This window comes from Pantoea sp. Sc1, from assembly GCF_000255315.1.
Lineage (GTDB): Bacteria > Pseudomonadota > Gammaproteobacteria > Enterobacterales > Enterobacteriaceae > Pantoea > Pantoea anthophila.
Window position 1 is genome coordinate 57,408 of record NZ_AJFP01000002.1, and the last position, 15,078, is coordinate 72,485.

General features: G+C 55.8%; 22 protein-coding genes. 13 read left to right on the forward strand and 9 right to left on the reverse strand.

Translation table 11 applies throughout. The annotated features are described in order from the left end of the window. Positions 1 to 6: 6 nt before the first annotated feature. Complete coding sequence (locus tag S7A_RS18055) at positions 7 to 552, forward strand: TetR/AcrR family transcriptional regulator (RefSeq protein WP_009092756.1); 546 nt, start codon at positions 7 to 9, stop codon at positions 550 to 552. A gap of 7 nt (positions 553 to 559) precedes the next feature. Here the strand turns inward: S7A_RS18055 and S7A_RS18060 are convergent, their stop codons facing one another. Next, positions 560 to 1,441 carry a LysR substrate-binding domain-containing protein gene (locus tag S7A_RS18060; RefSeq protein WP_009092757.1) on the reverse strand — a complete coding sequence of 294 codons (882 nt, stop codon included), beginning with the start codon at positions 1,439 to 1,441 and terminating at the stop codon, positions 560 to 562. Between the two features lie 96 nt (positions 1,442 to 1,537). On the opposite strand from S7A_RS18060, the gene S7A_RS18065 reads away from it, so the two are divergent. Genes S7A_RS18065 through S7A_RS18075 form a run of 3 tightly spaced genes read left to right on the forward strand, consistent with a single transcriptional unit; the run spans position 1,538 to position 2,759 of the window. Further along, positions 1,538 to 1,843 (forward strand): carboxymuconolactone decarboxylase family protein, encoded by a 306-nt coding sequence (locus tag S7A_RS18065; protein ID WP_009092758.1) that lies wholly within the window; start codon positions 1,538 to 1,540, stop codon positions 1,841 to 1,843. Next, positions 1,843 to 2,235, forward strand: coding sequence for a tautomerase family protein (locus S7A_RS18070; RefSeq protein ID WP_009092759.1), 393 nt, complete (start codon positions 1,843 to 1,845; stop codon positions 2,233 to 2,235). The genes S7A_RS18065 and S7A_RS18070 overlap by 1 nt, the downstream gene beginning before the upstream one ends. Then, positions 2,232 to 2,759 (forward strand): DUF4865 family protein, encoded by a 528-nt coding sequence (locus S7A_RS18075; protein WP_009092760.1) that lies wholly within the window; start codon positions 2,232 to 2,234, stop codon positions 2,757 to 2,759. The genes S7A_RS18070 and S7A_RS18075 overlap by 4 nt, the downstream gene beginning before the upstream one ends. A gap of 18 nt (positions 2,760 to 2,777) precedes the next feature. Here S7A_RS18075 and S7A_RS18080 read toward each other — a convergent pair whose 3' ends face one another. Together S7A_RS18080 and S7A_RS18085 are read right to left on the reverse strand one after the other, a co-directional pair. Continuing rightward, on the reverse strand, positions 2,778 to 3,155 hold the full coding sequence (locus tag S7A_RS18080; RefSeq protein ID WP_009092761.1) for a RidA family protein: 378 nt from the start codon (positions 3,153 to 3,155) through the stop codon (positions 2,778 to 2,780). A gap of 49 nt (positions 3,156 to 3,204) precedes the next feature. Continuing rightward, the gene (locus S7A_RS18085; protein ID WP_009092762.1) at positions 3,205 to 3,525 is read right to left on the reverse strand and encodes a hypothetical protein; all 321 of its coding nucleotides are present in this window, start codon (positions 3,523 to 3,525) and stop codon (positions 3,205 to 3,207) included. Between the two features lie 184 nt (positions 3,526 to 3,709). Between S7A_RS18085 and S7A_RS18090 the strand changes: the two genes are divergently transcribed. From S7A_RS18090 to S7A_RS18100, 3 genes are all read left to right on the forward strand, one after another. Beyond that, positions 3,710 to 4,402: an aspartate/glutamate racemase family protein gene (locus tag S7A_RS18090; RefSeq protein ID WP_009092763.1), complete on the forward strand. Its 693-nt coding sequence runs from the start codon at positions 3,710 to 3,712 to the stop codon at positions 4,400 to 4,402. An 18-nt stretch (positions 4,403 to 4,420) separates the two neighbouring features. Beyond that, on the forward strand, positions 4,421 to 4,750 hold the full coding sequence (locus tag S7A_RS18095; protein ID WP_009092764.1) for a DHCW motif cupin fold protein: 330 nt from the start codon (positions 4,421 to 4,423) through the stop codon (positions 4,748 to 4,750). Between the two features lie 187 nt (positions 4,751 to 4,937). Next, positions 4,938 to 5,678 (forward strand): YoaK family protein, encoded by a 741-nt coding sequence (locus tag S7A_RS18100; protein WP_009092765.1) that lies wholly within the window; start codon positions 4,938 to 4,940, stop codon positions 5,676 to 5,678. A gap of 47 nt (positions 5,679 to 5,725) precedes the next feature. Here S7A_RS18100 and S7A_RS18105 read toward each other — a convergent pair whose 3' ends face one another. Next, a complete protein-coding gene (locus S7A_RS18105; protein ID WP_009092766.1) occupies positions 5,726 to 6,451 on the reverse strand; it encodes an SDR family oxidoreductase in 726 nt (241 codons plus the stop codon). A 99-nt stretch (positions 6,452 to 6,550) separates the two neighbouring features. Here S7A_RS18105 and S7A_RS18110 point away from each other — a divergent pair, with 99 nt between their 5' ends. Further along, complete coding sequence (locus S7A_RS18110; RefSeq protein WP_009092767.1) at positions 6,551 to 7,462, forward strand: LysR family transcriptional regulator; 912 nt, start codon at positions 6,551 to 6,553, stop codon at positions 7,460 to 7,462. 23 nt (positions 7,463 to 7,485) lie between these two features. On the opposite strand, the gene S7A_RS18115 is transcribed toward S7A_RS18110, so the two are convergent. Beyond that, positions 7,486 to 8,502, reverse strand: a complete 1,017-nt coding sequence (locus S7A_RS18115) for a substrate-binding domain-containing protein (protein ID WP_033736792.1) — start codon at positions 8,500 to 8,502, stop codon at positions 7,486 to 7,488. Between the two features lie 367 nt (positions 8,503 to 8,869). Between S7A_RS18115 and S7A_RS18120 the strand changes: the two genes are divergently transcribed. Then, the gene (locus tag S7A_RS18120) at positions 8,870 to 9,064 is read left to right on the forward strand and encodes a hypothetical protein (protein WP_009092769.1); all 195 of its coding nucleotides are present in this window, start codon (positions 8,870 to 8,872) and stop codon (positions 9,062 to 9,064) included. 431 nt (positions 9,065 to 9,495) lie between these two features. On the opposite strand, the gene S7A_RS21000 is transcribed toward S7A_RS18120, so the two are convergent. From S7A_RS21000 to S7A_RS18140, 4 genes are all read right to left on the reverse strand, one after another. Next, a complete protein-coding gene (locus S7A_RS21000; protein ID WP_009092770.1) occupies positions 9,496 to 9,750 on the reverse strand; it encodes a biofilm/acid-resistance regulator YmgB/AriR in 255 nt (84 codons plus the stop codon). Positions 9,751 to 9,911: 161 nt separating this feature from the next. Continuing rightward, the gene (locus S7A_RS18130) at positions 9,912 to 10,208 is read right to left on the reverse strand and encodes a hypothetical protein (protein ID WP_009092771.1); all 297 of its coding nucleotides are present in this window, start codon (positions 10,206 to 10,208) and stop codon (positions 9,912 to 9,914) included. 176 nt (positions 10,209 to 10,384) lie between these two features. After that, positions 10,385 to 10,630 (reverse strand): regulatory protein YcgZ, encoded by a 246-nt coding sequence (ycgZ, locus tag S7A_RS21005; protein WP_009092772.1) that lies wholly within the window; start codon positions 10,628 to 10,630, stop codon positions 10,385 to 10,387. Positions 10,631 to 10,875: 245 nt separating this feature from the next. Further along, the gene (locus S7A_RS18140) at positions 10,876 to 11,169 is read right to left on the reverse strand and encodes a hypothetical protein (protein WP_009092773.1); all 294 of its coding nucleotides are present in this window, start codon (positions 11,167 to 11,169) and stop codon (positions 10,876 to 10,878) included. A 458-nt stretch (positions 11,170 to 11,627) separates the two neighbouring features. On the opposite strand from S7A_RS18140, the gene S7A_RS18145 reads away from it, so the two are divergent. Genes S7A_RS18145 through S7A_RS18160 form a run of 4 tightly spaced genes read left to right on the forward strand, consistent with a single transcriptional unit; the run spans position 11,628 to position 15,077 of the window. Continuing rightward, on the forward strand, positions 11,628 to 12,542 hold the full coding sequence (locus S7A_RS18145; protein WP_009092774.1) for a metal ABC transporter substrate-binding protein: 915 nt from the start codon (positions 11,628 to 11,630) through the stop codon (positions 12,540 to 12,542). Then, on the forward strand, positions 12,539 to 13,354 hold the full coding sequence (locus tag S7A_RS18150; RefSeq protein WP_009092775.1) for a manganese/iron ABC transporter ATP-binding protein: 816 nt from the start codon (positions 12,539 to 12,541) through the stop codon (positions 13,352 to 13,354). Before S7A_RS18145 ends, S7A_RS18150 begins: the two co-directional genes overlap by 4 nt. Positions 13,355 to 13,356: 2 nt before the next feature. After that, positions 13,357 to 14,217: an iron/manganese ABC transporter permease subunit SitC gene (gene sitC / locus S7A_RS18155; protein ID WP_009092776.1), complete on the forward strand. Its 861-nt coding sequence runs from the start codon at positions 13,357 to 13,359 to the stop codon at positions 14,215 to 14,217. Further along, positions 14,217 to 15,077, forward strand: a complete 861-nt coding sequence (locus S7A_RS18160; RefSeq protein ID WP_009092777.1) for a metal ABC transporter permease — start codon at positions 14,217 to 14,219, stop codon at positions 15,075 to 15,077. Before sitC ends, S7A_RS18160 begins: the two co-directional genes overlap by 1 nt. Position 15,078 lies beyond the last annotated feature (1 nt).

Consider the following 15,078-nt stretch of genomic DNA (forward strand, 5'->3'; position numbering starts at 1 on the left):
GAAAAGATGGCGAGGGAGATGGTCCGACAGGGCGGGCGCAGTGCGCGTATTCAGGCGGAAGTGCACAACACCGTGAACCGGCTGCTTGAGACACTTGACCGCTCCGCGATTACGGTGCCGATGATAGCCGAACAGGCAGGCGTGACGCCCTCCACGATTTACCGGCGCTGGGGCGATCTGACGCAGCTGCTGGCCGACGTGGCGGTGGCGCGGATGCGGCCCATTGCTGAACCGGAAGATACCGGGTCGATGACCGGCGATCTTACCCTGTTTATCCAGCAGTATGCGGAAGAGATGTCGTCAAAAGTCGGCCGCGACATGCTGGCCGACGTGATGAACAGTCATGCGGAGGAGGCCAGCCAGAAATGTTGCGGGTTTACCTATCAGCATCTTGAAACCCTGCACAACCGTGCTGTCGCGCGTGGCGAAGCGGGCTTTGACATCGATCGCGTCATGGATGTGGTGGTGGCACCCGTCATGTACCATATTCTGTTCGGCGATCGTGACGTCTCTGCGGAGTACTGTGCTTCCCTGATTACGCGGGCATTCTGAAGGCGGGTCAGCGCTGAACAAACGGCAGAGCAGCTTCAGCGATCAGCTGCTGCAGCAGCGTGCGCGCCGGATCTTCGCCCCGATCTGCGCGGGCGAGCGCGATGCCCAGCGTGCCAGGCGGGGGCAGCCGCTGTGATTCCGTTACCAGCCTGTCGGGCATACCGGCGCGGGTGCGGAGCGTTACGCCGAGGCCTGCCTGCAACGCTGCCCAGATCCCGCTAAGACTGTGACTGGTAAACACCACCCGCCACGGAATAGCGGCTGCGTCCAGCGCGTCGATGGCACGCGAACGCATCACACACGGCGCATCAAACACCACCAGCGGCAAAGGCTCGCCGCGCTGTAACATGCCCGCCAGGTCAATGTCCGGATGGTAAATCCAGGCTAACGGACACTGACCGATCAGCGGCGTGCCAGCCTGCGGTTCCGCCTGCCAGAGCAGGGCAAGATCCAGTTCATGACGCGCCAGCGCCGTAAGCAGTGGCAGATTTCTGTCGACGCGGGCGGTCAGCATCACCTCCGGGTGCTGCCGGTTAAACGCGCCCAGAATCGCGGGCATCAGCGCCTCGCCAAAATCCTCCTGCATACCGATGCGTATTTCACCCTGCAATGCTTCGCCTCGCACAGCCCGTAAGGTTTCATCATTCAGTGACAGCAGGCGTCTGGCGTAGCTCATCAGCTGCTCACCGCTGCGGGTCAGCTGCAGGTGTCGCCCTTTTTTCATCACCAGTGCTGTTCCGCATTGCTGCTCCAGTTTTTTAAGCTGCGCGCTGATGGCGGACGTCGAACGGCACAGGTGCTGCGCCGCGGAGGCAAAACTGCCTGCGTCAATGCCCGCCACGAAACTGCGCAGCGCATCCATATCGAGACACTCGGGCACTTTATTCATGACTATCCTGTTAACGTGGATGGTAAGTGCGGATTAATTTGATTTTCAGGATGATATCCTCAGGCGACACTCTCGCTGACAACAAAGGAGAGCGCAATGAAAAATTCACTGGATCGGGAAACCCTGGCGCAGCGCGCGCCCAAACTGGCTGAACTGACGCAGCAGGTGCTGTTTGGGGATATCTGGCAGCGCGGCGTGCTGTCTCCGCGAGAGCGCAGCCTGCTGACGCTGGCCACGCTGACGGCGCTGGGACGTGTGCAGCAGTTGCCCTGGCACCTCAATTTCGCCCGGCAAAACGGGCTGTCGCAGGAGGAACTGATTGAGAGCTTCACGCATCTGGCCTTTTATGCCGGCTGGCCCGCCGCGGTTACCGCCCTGAGCTATCTGGAGGAGAATGCCTGATGCCATTTACCCGGATTACCTTAGGTGAAAGTTACAGCGACACCGCGCTGAAACAACTCTCCATCCTCCTTCAGCAGGCGCTGGTTGCAGAATTTGATGTGCCTGAACGTGACTGCTTTCAGGTGACAGAAAGACTACCGGCCAGTCAGCGGGTCTTTGACCGGCACTACCTGAGCGGCGGACGGAGTGACAGGTTTGTGCTGTTTCAGGTGTTGGCGGGCAGGCCACGCACCCGGCATCAGAAGCAGAGCTTTTATCGCGCGCTCTGCACGGCGCTTCAGGCGGAGATGGCCATCGACCCTGACGATGTGATGATCATTCTTCAGTTCAACAGCACCGAGGAGTGGAGCTTTAGCGGTGGCCGGATGCTGGAAGAGGAGGAGGCGCGATGATTGCGATGCACTACCGGTTTACCCTGCCAGCGGATTATGACATGACGATCATCAAAGAGCGCATCAGACAGAATGGCGCCCGGCTGGAGGGATTTCCGGGGCTGGTGGCAAAGGCGTTTCTTTACAGCTGTCAGAGTGAAGGCACGCTGCATGAAAATCGCTATGCACCGCTCTATTTCTGGCAGGAGGCCAGTGCGATGCAGCGCTTCCTGCAAAGTCCCGGTTTTGCCACTCTGGTCAGTGACTTTGGCTGGCCGATCATCGAAAGCTGGCTGGCGTTAGAGGGGCACGCTGTGGTCAGGCATCTGACTGACGCCCGGTTTATGACGCTGAAGCGCTGGACGATCGCTCCCCACTCCGACCTGGCGGCACTGCCGGTCAGGGAGGACTTCAATGCCTGGGACATCAGCCGCTGGCAGGGCGTGGAGATCTCGGCCAGCGTTCAGCCACCAGCAGACGGGCAGGAGAGCTATCGCATTGGCTATCTCGCACGCGGGGCTGCCGCGGCAGAGATGTTGCTTTAGCGAGAGAGAGGGCAGTCTCTACAGCGCGAAAATGGCTTCAATCTCAACCCGCAGGTCAGGCGAGAAAAGGCCGCTGACCTGCACCAGCGAGCTGGCGGGGAGATGCTCACCATAATGGCGATAGAGCACTTCCCGCAAGGCGGTGATCTCTTCGAAAGAGGTGATAAACAGGGTGACCTTGATTAGCGCGGCAAGCGACGTCTGCTCAGCGGCGGCTATCACCTTAAGCTGAGCGAATATGGCTTCCGCCTGTTCATCAATCGTTCCATTCTGAGCCGCTGTGCCGAATGCCGTCAGTCCTGACACGTAAAGTGTGGACGCATGCTTCACAGCATGCACATAGGGCGCTTTCACTTCGCCCAGCTGCGGATAATTTTTTCGTTCTGGCTGTGTCATCATCGATCCCTCGTTATCTGAATGATCTGATAATAACGCCCGCTATGGCTCAGCGCTTTAATAATTCCTGACAGGCCGCGCTGTCTTCTGCGGCGCGCTGTTTTGCATCAGGCGTCAGCTGCTGCCAGCGACCGATCACGCTGCTGCCCAGCGAGGTTTTATAACTGTTTTTCTGCAGCGCATAGTCAGAATTACTGCCCTCGATTACCTTTTGCATCTGCGGCGCCAGCTGCTGTTCATCATGATGACTGATGGCGCAGAACACGGCGATGTAATAGGCCGTCTCTTCATCACTCTCATGCGGCATCAGCCACCAGACCGCGGCGGCCAGAATCAGCAGGAGGGGAAGAATGAATTTGAGTTTTGTCATGTCAGTCACGCGTTGGGTGAAAATCAGTCTGCCGGATAGGGCAGGACGCAGGCCGCGTATCCTGCCACAGAATCTGCGCACGGGTCACGCCGTTCGGCTGAATTTATGCCTGCCTGCTGATTATGATTGCTGAACCCCGCCGATCTGGCATGCTGAGTTTTCATCCCTGAATCTGGAGAGCATCGTGAAAGTCATCGGTCTGTTAGGCGGTATGTCGTGGGAATCTACCGCGCTCTATTACCGCATACTCAATCAGCAGGTTAAAGAACGGCTGGGCGGCCTGCACTCGGCAGAGCTGGTGCTCTACAGCGTCGATTTTCAGCGCATTGAGCAGCTGCAGGCGGCGGGAGAATGGCAGCAGGCGGGTGAGATACTGGCCGACGCGGCGCGCAATCTGGAACGGGCCGGTGCGCAATTCATCGTACTCTGTACCAACACCATGCATAAAGTGGCCGCGCAAATCAGTGCGGCAACAACGATACCGCTGCTCCATATCGCCGACGCCACGGGACGCCGTATCCGGCAGGCGGGGTTGCGTAAGGTCGGTTTACTGGCGACACGATTCACCATGGAGCAGGCGTTCTATCGCGGGCGGCTTCAGGAACAATTCGATCTGACGGTGATCACGCCGGATGAAGAGGATCGTCACTTTGTACATGAGGTTATTTACCACGAGCTCTGTCTGGGCGAGATCAATCCCGCTTCGCGTCGCCGTTACAGAGAGATCATGGCGCGGCTGGTCGGGCAGGGGGCGGAGGCCATTATTCTGGGCTGTACCGAAATCACCCTGCTGGTGGATGCCACCGATGCCAGCGTCCCGCTGTTCGATACTACGCTCATCCACGCCGAAGAGGCGGTCATTCAGGCACTGGCCTGACGTCAGCGAGGCAAACAGATGAAAATTGAAAATCTGCCCTTTGGTCTGACGCAGTGGGATCAGATTGAAGAGACGATCCATCCCGGCGAGCAGGGGCATGCGACCTGGCGAACCGTGAGGTTCAACGATATCCGGGTGCGGATGGTGGACTATTCACCGGGCTATGTCGCCGATCACTGGTGCACCAAAGGCCATATCCTGCTCTGCCTGTCGGGTGAGCTGCACACCGAACTGGCCGATGGCCGCCGTTTCGTTCTGACGCCGGGTGTCAGTTATCAGGTGGCAGATGACGCTGAACCGCACCGTTCCTTTACGTCAGCTGGCGCGCAGCTCTTTATCGTAGACTGAGAATGCGCTCCGGTGTTTCATCGCGTCGTTGACACTTTTAAAAGTAAACTGAATCTGCTTTATAAAAATCAGCAAAATTAATGGCTTATTTCATCAGAGTTATCTGGTTCTGACAGGAATTATTCGTATCAGGCTGTATGCTTTAGGTTTTATGGATTTATTGCAATCACCTGATGTGGGGTAGCCTGTGCTGATAAAAAAGAAGAAAGTGCGTTCGCATACCGAAGATCGACTGCTGGCGCTGGTGCTTGCCACCACCGCCGGTATCCTTAATGCCATGGCGCTGGGGGCGTTTGGGTTTTTCCCCTCGCACATGAGCGGCAACACCTCGCAGATCTCTGCCGAAGTTACCACCAGCGATCTCCACACCATGCTGTTTCTGATGGCACTGATTATTGCCTTCGTTTTTGGCTGTACCGTTGCCCGACTGGCAGTGGTGGTGGGGCATAAATACCGGTTACGCACTATTTTCTGTCTGATCATTCTGGCGGAGGGGCTGGCACTGACGGCGGCCTCGATCTTCGAGCTGATGTACTATCGGCCCAGTTACAACGGAGAGATCCTGATTGTGCTGGGCTTCCTGATGGGGATTCATAACGCCACCTCGACGCAGCTCTCCAACGGACGTGTCAGATCGACCCACATCACCGGGACGCTGACCGATGCGGGTATTGCGCTGGGTTCATGGATTTTTGCTCACACTTCACATGCTGTACATCTTGAGACGGACGACCGTCGCTTTTTCCAGAAGGTGCTGCATACCCATCTGACCACGGTCTTCTCCTTCTTAAGCGGCTGTATCGCCGGACTGCTGCTCTTCAAGGCCTATGGATTTAATGCCATGGTTGGCCTTGGGGTTTTCCTGATGCTGGTAGCGCTGACGGCGATCGCCGTCACCGTACAGCGTACCCGCAGAGTACTCTACTGACAGAAAAAAGCGCCGGCCCGGTGTCCATCGTGCATCGGGCCGGTTGCTTACTGCCGGGTTCGGGTTGGCCGCACCACAATTTCGTTCACATCCACCTCTTCCGGCTGCTCAATCGCATAACGCACGGCGCGACCAATGGCGTCCGGCTGCAGCGCGATGGCGCGATACTGCTGCATCGCCTCCGCCGCTACCGGATCGGTGATTGTTGATGCCAGCTCACTTTCGACCACGCCGGGGTGAACACAGGTGACGCGCAGCTCGCTGTTCTCCTGCCGCAACCCATCGGAAATCGCCCGCACTGCAAACTTCGTGGCACAGTAGACTGCCGCGGTGGGCGACACCGCCAGCGCGCCGATGGATGCGATGTTAATGATGTGACCACACTGGCGGGTCAGCATGGACGGCAGTACCGCCGCAATGCCATACAGCACGCCTTTGATATTGACGTCGATCATCTGATCCCACTCTTCCACCCGCAGCGACGCCATCGGCGACAGCGGCATAATGCCGGCGTTGTTGATCATGACATCCACCCGGCCCCATTTTTCCAGCGCATAGTCAACGAACTGCGTGACGTCATCGCGGCGTGTCACATCCAGTGCTTTGATTGCCACCTCAGAACCATTAAAGCGCAGCTCTTCCGCCAGGGCAGCCAGACGACTTTCACGACGTGCACCCAGCAGTAGAATGGCATCGCTCTTCGCCAGTTCGCGTGCAATGCCAGCACCGATACCGCTTGATGCACCGGTAATTAAAATCACTTTCTGCGTCATCTTTTCTCTCCACTCAGGTTGTGAGTGGCGATCTTACGACGGGTCGATTATAAAGATAATCCATCAACCGCTTTACAGACTGGTAACTGAAACTAACCAATGAACAGTGATAAAAATGCGCTCGAAATTTTTGTTATCGTGGCACAGACGCGCAACTTCCGGCTGGCGGCAGAACAGCTGGGCGTGACGCGTCCGGCCATCAGTCAGAGTCTGCGGCGGCTGGAGGACCGGCTCAATATCACGCTGATGCAGCGCACGACGCGGTCAGTTCAGCTGACGGAAGCGGGACAGCGACTCTATGCCGAGGTGGCACCGGCCATCAGCGCGCTGAATCGCGCCGTTAACGACATTGCTGAACTGGCGGCAGAGCCACGAGGACAGCTGAGGCTGGCGATCTCCTCTATCGCGGAACGCATGCTGGGGGGCGAGCTACTGGCGAGCTTCATCACCGCCTATCCACACGTTGAGCTGGACATCACCGTGACCGATGAAGAGTTTGATATTGTCGGGCAGGGTTATGATGCGGGGGTGCGACTGGGGGAGGTGATTGCTCAGGATATGATTGCGGTGCCGGTCTCGGTTGCTCAGCGTCAGGTTGCCGTGGCGTCACCGCACTATCTGGCGCGTGCAGGGACGCCGCAACATCCGCAGGAGCTGGTGCATCATCGCTGCATCGGCTGGCGCAAGGAACCGGGCCTGGCCCCATACCGCTGGGAGTTTGCTGAGCAGGGGCGCGAGTTTGATGTTGCCGTCAATCCGCAACTGACGACCAATGATATGGGCGTGATGATCCGCACCGCCTGCGCTGGCGGCGGCATCAGTTTTGGGATGGAGGAAACTTTCCGGCCCTACATCGATCGGGGCGAGCTGGTGACGTTACTCGACGAATGGCTGCCCACGTTTGCCGGTTTTTATCTCTACTTTCCGAGCCGCAAAAATCTGGCTCCCAAGCTGCGGGCACTGATTGACCACGTCAGGCTGTCACCCCAGCCGGCCCCGGTTCAGCGCTGATTTTTTATCCGGGAGGAGGCTTTTCAGGCCGTCATGTTGTAACGGGTGATGATGTTGATTCTGGAGTAGGGCGCGGGTGGCTCAGATGCCGGCAGGAATCCATGAAACGCCAGCAGGGTTCTGAAGGCGTGCAGCGCATCGAGCTGTAAATTATGCTCGATCAGGGCATCGATTTTACCCTGATGCAGTAGCGCACAGTTCTCGCGATCGGGATCGTGCCCGATGAAGGCGTTCAGCGTGCGCTTCTCTCCGGCAAAAGCGCGCAGAATGCCGGGATTCCCGCCGCCCACGGTATAGACCGCATCTGCATCCGGATGCTGCTGCAAAAAGCGCGTCACCGACTGATGCATCCGGTCATCAATCCCATATCCGCCAGCGACCACGCTCACCTGATGCTGAGGAGCAAACTGCGCTATTGCACGCTGAAAACCGTCGATTCGCTCCCTTTCACCGATGAAGTCATGGCTGCCGGTCACTGCCAGGATGTGCGAACGGGTCACCCGCAGCCATTTTGACATCAGAAAGGCCGCCACTTTTCCGGCATCAAAATTATCCATACCGATGTAGCGCAGGCGCGCGCTGCCGGGCAGATCGCTCATCATGGTGACCACCGGCACTCGCTGTTTCAGCAGGGCTTCAAGGGTAGGGTAGAGCGCTTCAGCGCAGGCGGCTTTGAGAATGACCCCGTGACTGTGAAGCGCATTTTTATTCAGCAGCGCGTTAATCCCCTCTGTTGTGAGATTTGCCCCGAGGTGAAAACGCAGCTGAAGTTTAAACGCGGCAAAGCTGGCGATCTGGCTGCTGAGAGCCTCACGGATCAAAGGCTGGAACCGGTCAGGCGTATGCATGATGACGTCAAAATAGATCGTCCGCCCTCTGGCCAGTCCCGCTTTGTGCATCAGTTCCAGGTCGGCTATTGCCTGCTGAATACGGTGTTCTGTGCGGGCATGCACGTTGCCGCGCTGATGCAGCGCGCGATCGATGGTTGCCAGACTCAGTCCCGACTGGGCAGCGATCTGTTTCAGGGTGAATTTTGCCATGTGCCCGCCCGTTAGCCGGAGAATAAAGTCTGTTTTATCATACTGCATGATATTACCCGAATGGGTTATGTTGCAGTATGAGAGGTGGTGCAGGCTGGCAGGGAAATGAATAAGCCGGAAACGTGTAAATAAGCTGTTCAGCCAGGGCTTTATCGCCTGAATATAAGCAAAGCGCTAACCCTTGTGCCGCCTTTGCTATTCAAAACGCCGTTGTTATCTTAGCCGGAAATAATGCTCGAGAGGTTTCTGATGTTGGCTAAATAATAGACATTCTGCCGCTTCGCTTATATTTCCGCTGTAACGGCTTTTTTGTTTTTTAGTTCTCGCTAATGATAGACTGTACATTCATACACCGTTGGGAGGTCGTGTGAAGTACGACAACGATAGCGAGATCCGTGCACTGGTTGGCGCGGTAGTCAGTGATTTAATCAAGGCGGGAGAGCCGGTTAATTTTCACGACATCACGGACGCGCTGTTTCGCCTGAGCGAAGAGACGCGTGACAGCCGGCTGAAAGCACTGTGTCTGGAAGCAATAAGCTTCTTTACCCGCAAAATGCATTAAGGCTGATGGCACCAGTCAGGGGTGCCATCTCCAGCCTTATTTCTATTCTGACCCCGCCACCTTTACCTGGCCTGAAAATATCCGGCAAAGTATTCAGCGATTAATCTGAAAGGGCAGTCTGACCATTCTCGCCTGTTATTAGATATCTGATTATCACGCTGCGGTAACTTTTGCCGCAGAGAGGCTCTATTTCAGGCTACCTGTTCTCTGCATCATCATATTTGCAGCGCTCATAATCATTCATTCTGCCTTACCTGCTTCACAGGATAGGCAAAAGCGATACGATAATTAATATCAATTGTATTTTCATAAAGTCATCCGCTCTGACATGCCGTCAAAGGGAGTAATAATGAAAAGTCAGGAATAATCAATAATCAGCGATGGGGGAGAATGAGATACCCTGCGCTACCGATGCAGCGCAGGGCCGCCTGTCAGATGCCCGCATCGTCAGGTGTGCGGCCTACCACAATTTCCAGTGTCTTACGCAACACATCACCCCTGACTACGTCGGAAGTGCATTCCAGCTCTGCAATCAGATAGAGGATGATGGCTTTATTTGTTACGCGTCCCTGGTCAGCCACAATGTCGCGAATGATTGCGCCCAGCAGTTCAGTTTCCTGAGCAAGCAGATCGCCTTCACTACGGAAATACTCAATGATGGATGAATCTGTTGAAGAGTGTTGCATGGTTATTCTTTCTCTAAAGAAAAGGAGTCAGACGCAATGGTTGAAGTCAAAAACGAGTGTAGACGCTGTTTTCGTTTTGCCCAGCCGGCCTAAAATTTTTTAATGTGGCTGCCGCTTCGCTTAAAGTCAGCCGCGCACATCTAATACGCAACATTTTTCAATCAGTGTTTTTTGGAGCCGTCAGGCGGCCCGTCACTGTTCATACGATGTGCAGTATTTTCACGTTCGGTAACGTCACCCTTCACACGTTTGCGTGCTGCAACCATACCGTTACGGACTTCAATGATGGCTTTGCGAATAATCGAAACCTTCGCGGCATCATCATTGGCAGCAGCGGCCATCACTTCAAGCTGTGCGATCAGGGCATTGCTGGATACCGGTTTGTCTGACTTGAGTAATGTCAGAACGGCTTCACCGATCATGACATCTGTCAGTTTCTCGTCTTCACTTCTGTACATACTGGCTTCTCTGATTACGAATCAATGGCCATGCTGCGGGCCCGTATCCGTCAGGAGGTGCGATTGCGGGCACCTGATACGGGGAGGCAGTGCTGGGCTTCTTAACTAAACTGAATCTTCCTGAACGAGGGCTGAAAGCAGACGTCCTGAGTTACTCTGCGGGCCGTGGTAGGGCATTAATCTTCGCGGCGAAAAAGCATCGCGATCAATTCATGCAAATGATTCTCTTGTTCTGGTGTGGCGGCGAACTCGAGGCGACGCAGAAGCTTGCTACAGATCGCTTTGCGACTGAGACTTTGACCTGCGCGCAGAATTTCAACGACAACCGATCCTAGCGTCTCCTGTTGGGAAGGTGAGCTGGCCTGATTGAAGTAACGGGCAATATCGCTGATCGTTTCCGGGCTTTGACCGTTCTGACGCATGTTGATGTCCTCGAGTGATTAAAAATGCCACGCTCTGGATATGCAAATTATACACCTTTCCAAAACTTGTACAGGATTTTGAATTTTTAGCGTTAATTTTTTTGTGCAAAAAATGCTATCGCTTTTAAAACAGCATGTTACGAGGATGTCAGGCGAGGTAAAAATTGTACCAGAATTTTGTATCGATATCACCCCCGGACGCTCCGACCTGTACAAGCAGGTCGGCAGGGAGATAAGTACGATGCTCAGTGTTTAATGACGATGTCATCCGCCGGGGCGGGAATGGCTGACTCTTTACCGAACGATCGGGAAAGCCAGTTTGCCGGGGCATTGCCGCGCGAACCGATGGTTTTAAAGCCCATCAGCCACTGACGCGCACATTTCAGTTTTTCAAGGCGAATCTCATTAACTTCCGAGTTAGCCATGACCTGTAGCTCATTTATCAGCAGTTCAACGTTGACTTCCTGACCGGCAGTAAACAGGTTCATTGCAGCTTCGCCAATGATGACATTTGCTTTTTCATCGCTGGAAAAATACACAATATCCTCCTGGGTGATTGCGGTAAGTAACTTTAACTGTAGCAAAAAAAATTAAGAAACTTAATCAATTCAGCCTATCGATAAGATAATATTAATTGTCCATTTCCTGAACGGATAAAACGTTCTGACGCTCGTGTCATGACGGGCGATATCCGGCTGAATCGCCTTTTCCGAATCATCTTATTTTTGCCGATTCGCTTAACCCGCTCTCCATTTAAAGCGAAACGGCATAAACAGCCTGTTTTCTGCCAGCTTCATTCTCACTGACTGCCCCCGGGGTGCAGAAATAAAGCATTGTGTTTCATTATCTTAATCATGGTATTTACATAACTTCACATCTGACACCCGCCGCTGAAGAAACTTCACACAGGTGAGCTTTCGCACAGGTATAGCCTGTGCTATAAAAAATAGCTCAGGCTATTTGTGTTCTGTTTTTAACCACCTCCGGAGAGTGCCGTATGGCCCCATTCAAAAAAATCACCGCGATATTACTGAGTGCGCTGCTGACCACACTGATGGCCACCAGCAGTAATGCTGCAGAAAAATTTAAGGTCGTGACGACGTTCACTGTCATCGCGGATATGGCGAAGAACGTGGCGGGTGAGGCTGCGGAGGTGACCTCAATCACTAAACCGGGGGCTGAGATACATGAGTATCAGCCCACCCCGGGCGATATAAAACGCGCGCAGGGCGCACAGCTCATCATGGCGAACGGCCTCAATCTGGAGCGCTGGTTTGAGCGGTTTTATCAGCACCTGGAGGGGGTGCCGGAGGTGATTGTTTCTGCCGACATCACGCCAATCGGGATCGGCGAGGGGCCTTATAACGGCAAACCGAATCCACACGCCTGGATGTCACCGGACAATGCGCTGATTTACGTCGATAACATTCGCGATGCGCTGGTGAAATATGATCCAGCGAACGCGGAAACCTATCGCCAGAATGCCGCCGCCTATAAGCAGAAAATCAGTGCTGCGATCGCGCCTCTGCGCCAGCAGATAGCCGGGATCCCGGAGAACAAACGCTGGATGGTGACCAGCGAAGGGGCCTTTTCTTACCTGGCTCGCGATCTGGGGATGAAAGAGCTCTACCTGTGGCCGGTCAATTCTGACCAGCAGGGGACGCCGCAGCAGGTCAGAAAAGTGATCGATCAGGTCAGGAAGCAGGGCATCCCCGCAGTGTTCAGTGAGAGTACCGTCTCCGACAAGCCTGCCCGTCAGGTCGCCAGAGAAACCGGCGCACATTATGGTGGGGTGCTTTACGTTGACTCCCTGAGTCAGGCTAAGGGTCCGGTGCCAACCTATCTGGATCTGCTCAGCGTGACGACGGAGACGCTGGTGAAGGGCCTTAGAGCCGGGGAGTCCGCGCAATGAAAGAGACTATCGTGGTGTCCGATGTTACCGTCACCTGGCGCAACGGCCATACCGCGCTGCGGGATGCCAGCTTCAGCGTGCCGGGTGGATCGATTGCGGCGCTGGTGGGTGTGAATGGCTCGGGGAAATCCACCCTGTTTAAAGCGCTGATGGGATTTGTCCGGCTCGCCAGCGGCAGCATCTCGATTCTGGGCATGCCTACCCGCCAGGCGCTGCGTCAGAGTCTGGTGGCCTATGTGCCGCAGTCGGAAGAGGTGGACTGGTCTTTTCCGGTGCTGGTAGAGGATGTGGTGATGATGGGGCGTTACGGTCACATGGGCCTGCTGCGTCGCCCCAGAGCGCACGACCGGCAGAGTGTGACGGAGGCGCTGGCGCGGGTGGATATGCTCGAATACCGGCATCGCCAGATTGGTGAACTTTCCGGTGGCCAGAAGAAGCGGGTCTTTCTGGCGCGCGCTATTGCCCAGCAGGGCAGTGTGATCCTTCTGGACGAGCCTTTTACCGGCGTGGATGTTCAGACCGAGGCCAGAATCATCAGCCTGCTGGGCGAGCTGCGCGATGAGGGCAAGACCATGCTGGTTTCCACGCATAATCTGGGGTCGGTGACCGCATTCTGCGACTACACCGTGATGGTAAAAGGCACCATTCTGGCCAGCGGTCCGACGGAGACGACGTTCACGGCGGCTAACCTCGAACGCGCATTCAGCGGCGTGCTGCGTCACGTTATGGTGAAAGGGCTGGATGATCAGATCATCACCGACGATGAGCGTCCCTTTATTGCGCCGCGCGGTGCACACCAGGAGGGGCGCTGACCATGGAACTGTTGCTGGAGCCCTTCAGTTACCACTATATGCTCAATGCGATGTGGGTCTCCGCCATGGTCGGGGGACTCTGCGCTTTTCTCTCCTGTTATCTGATGCTGAAAGGCTGGTCGCTGATCGGTGATGCGCTGTCACACTCCATTGTTCCGGGTGTGGCGGGCGCCTATATGCTGGGCCTGCCTTTCGCACTGGGGGCGTTTCTCTCCGGTGGCCTGGCGGCGGGCAGCATGCTGTTGCTGAATCAGCGCACCCGCCTGAAGGAGGATGCGATCATCGGTCTGATCTTCTCCTCCTTTTTTGGTCTTGGCCTGTTTATGGTGTCGCTCAACCCGACAGCGGTAAACATTCAGACCATTGTGCTGGGCAATATTCTGGCCATTGCGCCTGCGGATATCCTGCAGCTGGCGCTGATTGGCGGCATCTCGATCGCGGTTCTGCTGGTTAAATGGAAGGATCTGATGGTGACCTTCTTTGATGAGCAGCACGCCCGGGCGATTGGTCTGCAGCCTGAACGGCTGAAAATCCTTTTCTTTATCCTGCTGGCGCTTTCAACCGTAGCGGCACTGCAGACGGTCGGCGCGTTTCTGGTGATCTGTCTGGTGGTGACGCCGGGGGCAACGGCCTGGCTGCTGACCGACCGCTTCCCGCGACTACTGGTCATTGCGGTGGCGATTGGCAGCCTCACCAGTTTTCTCGGCGCATGGGCGAGTTACTACCTGGATGGCGCGACGGGCGGCATTATTGTGGTCGCCCAGACGCTGCTCTTTCTGCTGGCATTCATTTTTGCACCGCGACATGGTCTGCTGGCTAACCGGCGTCGTGGCCGGCATCAGGCTAAAAAGGAGGCAGGCTGATGTGGGTAGCTGAACCTTTTCAGTTCGCATTTATGAACAATGCGCTGCTCATCGCGCTGGTGGTGTCCATACCCTGCGCGTTGCTGTCGGTGTTTCTGGTGCTGAAAGGCTGGGCGCTGATGGGCGATGCCATGAGTCATGCGGTCTTTCCCGGCATCGTGCTGGCCTGGATGGTGGGGGCACCGCTGGCGGCAGGCGCGTTTGTGGCGGGGCTGTTCTGTGCTGTCGCCAGCGGCTTTTTGCAGGATAACAGTCGTATAAAGCAGGATACGGTGCTGGGGATTGTGTTCTCAGGCATGTTTGCGGTGGGGCTGATTCTTTATGTCGCGGTGAAACCAGAGGTGCATCTCGACCATATTCTGTTCGGGGACATGCTCGGTATTAACGGAGCGGACCTCATTCAGACGCTGATTATCGCCGTGCTTATCGTGCTGGTGATTGTGGTGAAATGGCGTGATTTTATGCTGTTCAGCTTCGACCCGCAGCAGGCACAGGTAAGCGGTCTGCCCGCGCGCTGGCTCCATTACGGCTTACTGTGTATGGTCTCGCTGACCATCGTCGCTACCCTGAAAGCGGTGGGGATTATTCTGTCGATCTCGCTGTTGATTGCGCCCGGCGCGATCGCGATTCTGCTGACCCGGCGCTTTTCACATGCCCTGCTGGTGGCAACCGGGGTATCGGTGCTGGTGTCGCTGAGCGGGGTTTATCTCTCGTTCTTCATCGACAGCGCGCCCGCGCCGACCATTGTGGTGCTGTTTGCCGCGGTATTTATCGTGGCGATGGTCGTGACAGGCCGAAAAACACGGCAGCGCGAGCGTCTTAAAGGTCATCATCACGGCAGCGATGCGGAAACGGGCTGAT

What these genes read in the sequence shown, in the direction of transcription:
- S7A_RS18130 (WP_009092771.1), bottom strand. Translation starts at nt 10,208, where the DNA reads ATGTACAGAAGTGAAGACGAGAAACTGACAGATGTCATGATCGGTGAA.
- S7A_RS18110 (WP_009092767.1), top strand. Translation starts at nt 6,551, where the DNA reads ATGAACAGTGATAAAAATGCGCTCGAAATTTTTGTTATCGTGGCACAG.
- S7A_RS18055 (WP_009092756.1), top strand. Translation starts at nt 7, where the DNA reads ATGGCGAGGGAGATGGTCCGACAGGGCGGGCGCAGTGCGCGTATTCAG.
- S7A_RS18065 (WP_009092758.1), top strand. Translation starts at nt 1,538, where the DNA reads ATGAAAAATTCACTGGATCGGGAAACCCTGGCGCAGCGCGCGCCCAAA.
- S7A_RS18160 (WP_009092777.1), top strand. Translation starts at nt 14,217, where the DNA reads ATGTGGGTAGCTGAACCTTTTCAGTTCGCATTTATGAACAATGCGCTG.
- S7A_RS18105 (WP_009092766.1), bottom strand. Translation starts at nt 6,451, where the DNA reads ATGACGCAGAAAGTGATTTTAATTACCGGTGCATCAAGCGGTATCGGT.
- S7A_RS18070 (WP_009092759.1), top strand. Translation starts at nt 1,843, where the DNA reads ATGCCATTTACCCGGATTACCTTAGGTGAAAGTTACAGCGACACCGCG.
- S7A_RS21000 (WP_009092770.1), bottom strand. Translation starts at nt 9,750, where the DNA reads ATGCAACACTCTTCAACAGATTCATCCATCATTGAGTATTTCCGTAGT.
- S7A_RS18075 (WP_009092760.1), top strand. Translation starts at nt 2,232, where the DNA reads ATGATTGCGATGCACTACCGGTTTACCCTGCCAGCGGATTATGACATG.
- ycgZ (WP_009092772.1), bottom strand. Translation starts at nt 10,630, where the DNA reads ATGCGTCAGAACGGTCAAAGCCCGGAAACGATCAGCGATATTGCCCGT.
- S7A_RS18115 (WP_033736792.1), bottom strand. Translation starts at nt 8,502, where the DNA reads ATGGCAAAATTCACCCTGAAACAGATCGCTGCCCAGTCGGGACTGAGT.
- S7A_RS18060 (WP_009092757.1), bottom strand. Translation starts at nt 1,441, where the DNA reads ATGAATAAAGTGCCCGAGTGTCTCGATATGGATGCGCTGCGCAGTTTC.
- S7A_RS18150 (WP_009092775.1), top strand. Translation starts at nt 12,539, where the DNA reads ATGAAAGAGACTATCGTGGTGTCCGATGTTACCGTCACCTGGCGCAAC.
- sitC (WP_009092776.1), top strand. Translation starts at nt 13,357, where the DNA reads ATGGAACTGTTGCTGGAGCCCTTCAGTTACCACTATATGCTCAATGCG.
- S7A_RS18085 (WP_009092762.1), bottom strand. Translation starts at nt 3,525, where the DNA reads ATGACAAAACTCAAATTCATTCTTCCCCTCCTGCTGATTCTGGCCGCC.
- S7A_RS18095 (WP_009092764.1), top strand. Translation starts at nt 4,421, where the DNA reads ATGAAAATTGAAAATCTGCCCTTTGGTCTGACGCAGTGGGATCAGATT.
- S7A_RS18145 (WP_009092774.1), top strand. Translation starts at nt 11,628, where the DNA reads ATGGCCCCATTCAAAAAAATCACCGCGATATTACTGAGTGCGCTGCTG.
- S7A_RS18080 (WP_009092761.1), bottom strand. Translation starts at nt 3,155, where the DNA reads ATGACACAGCCAGAACGAAAAAATTATCCGCAGCTGGGCGAAGTGAAA.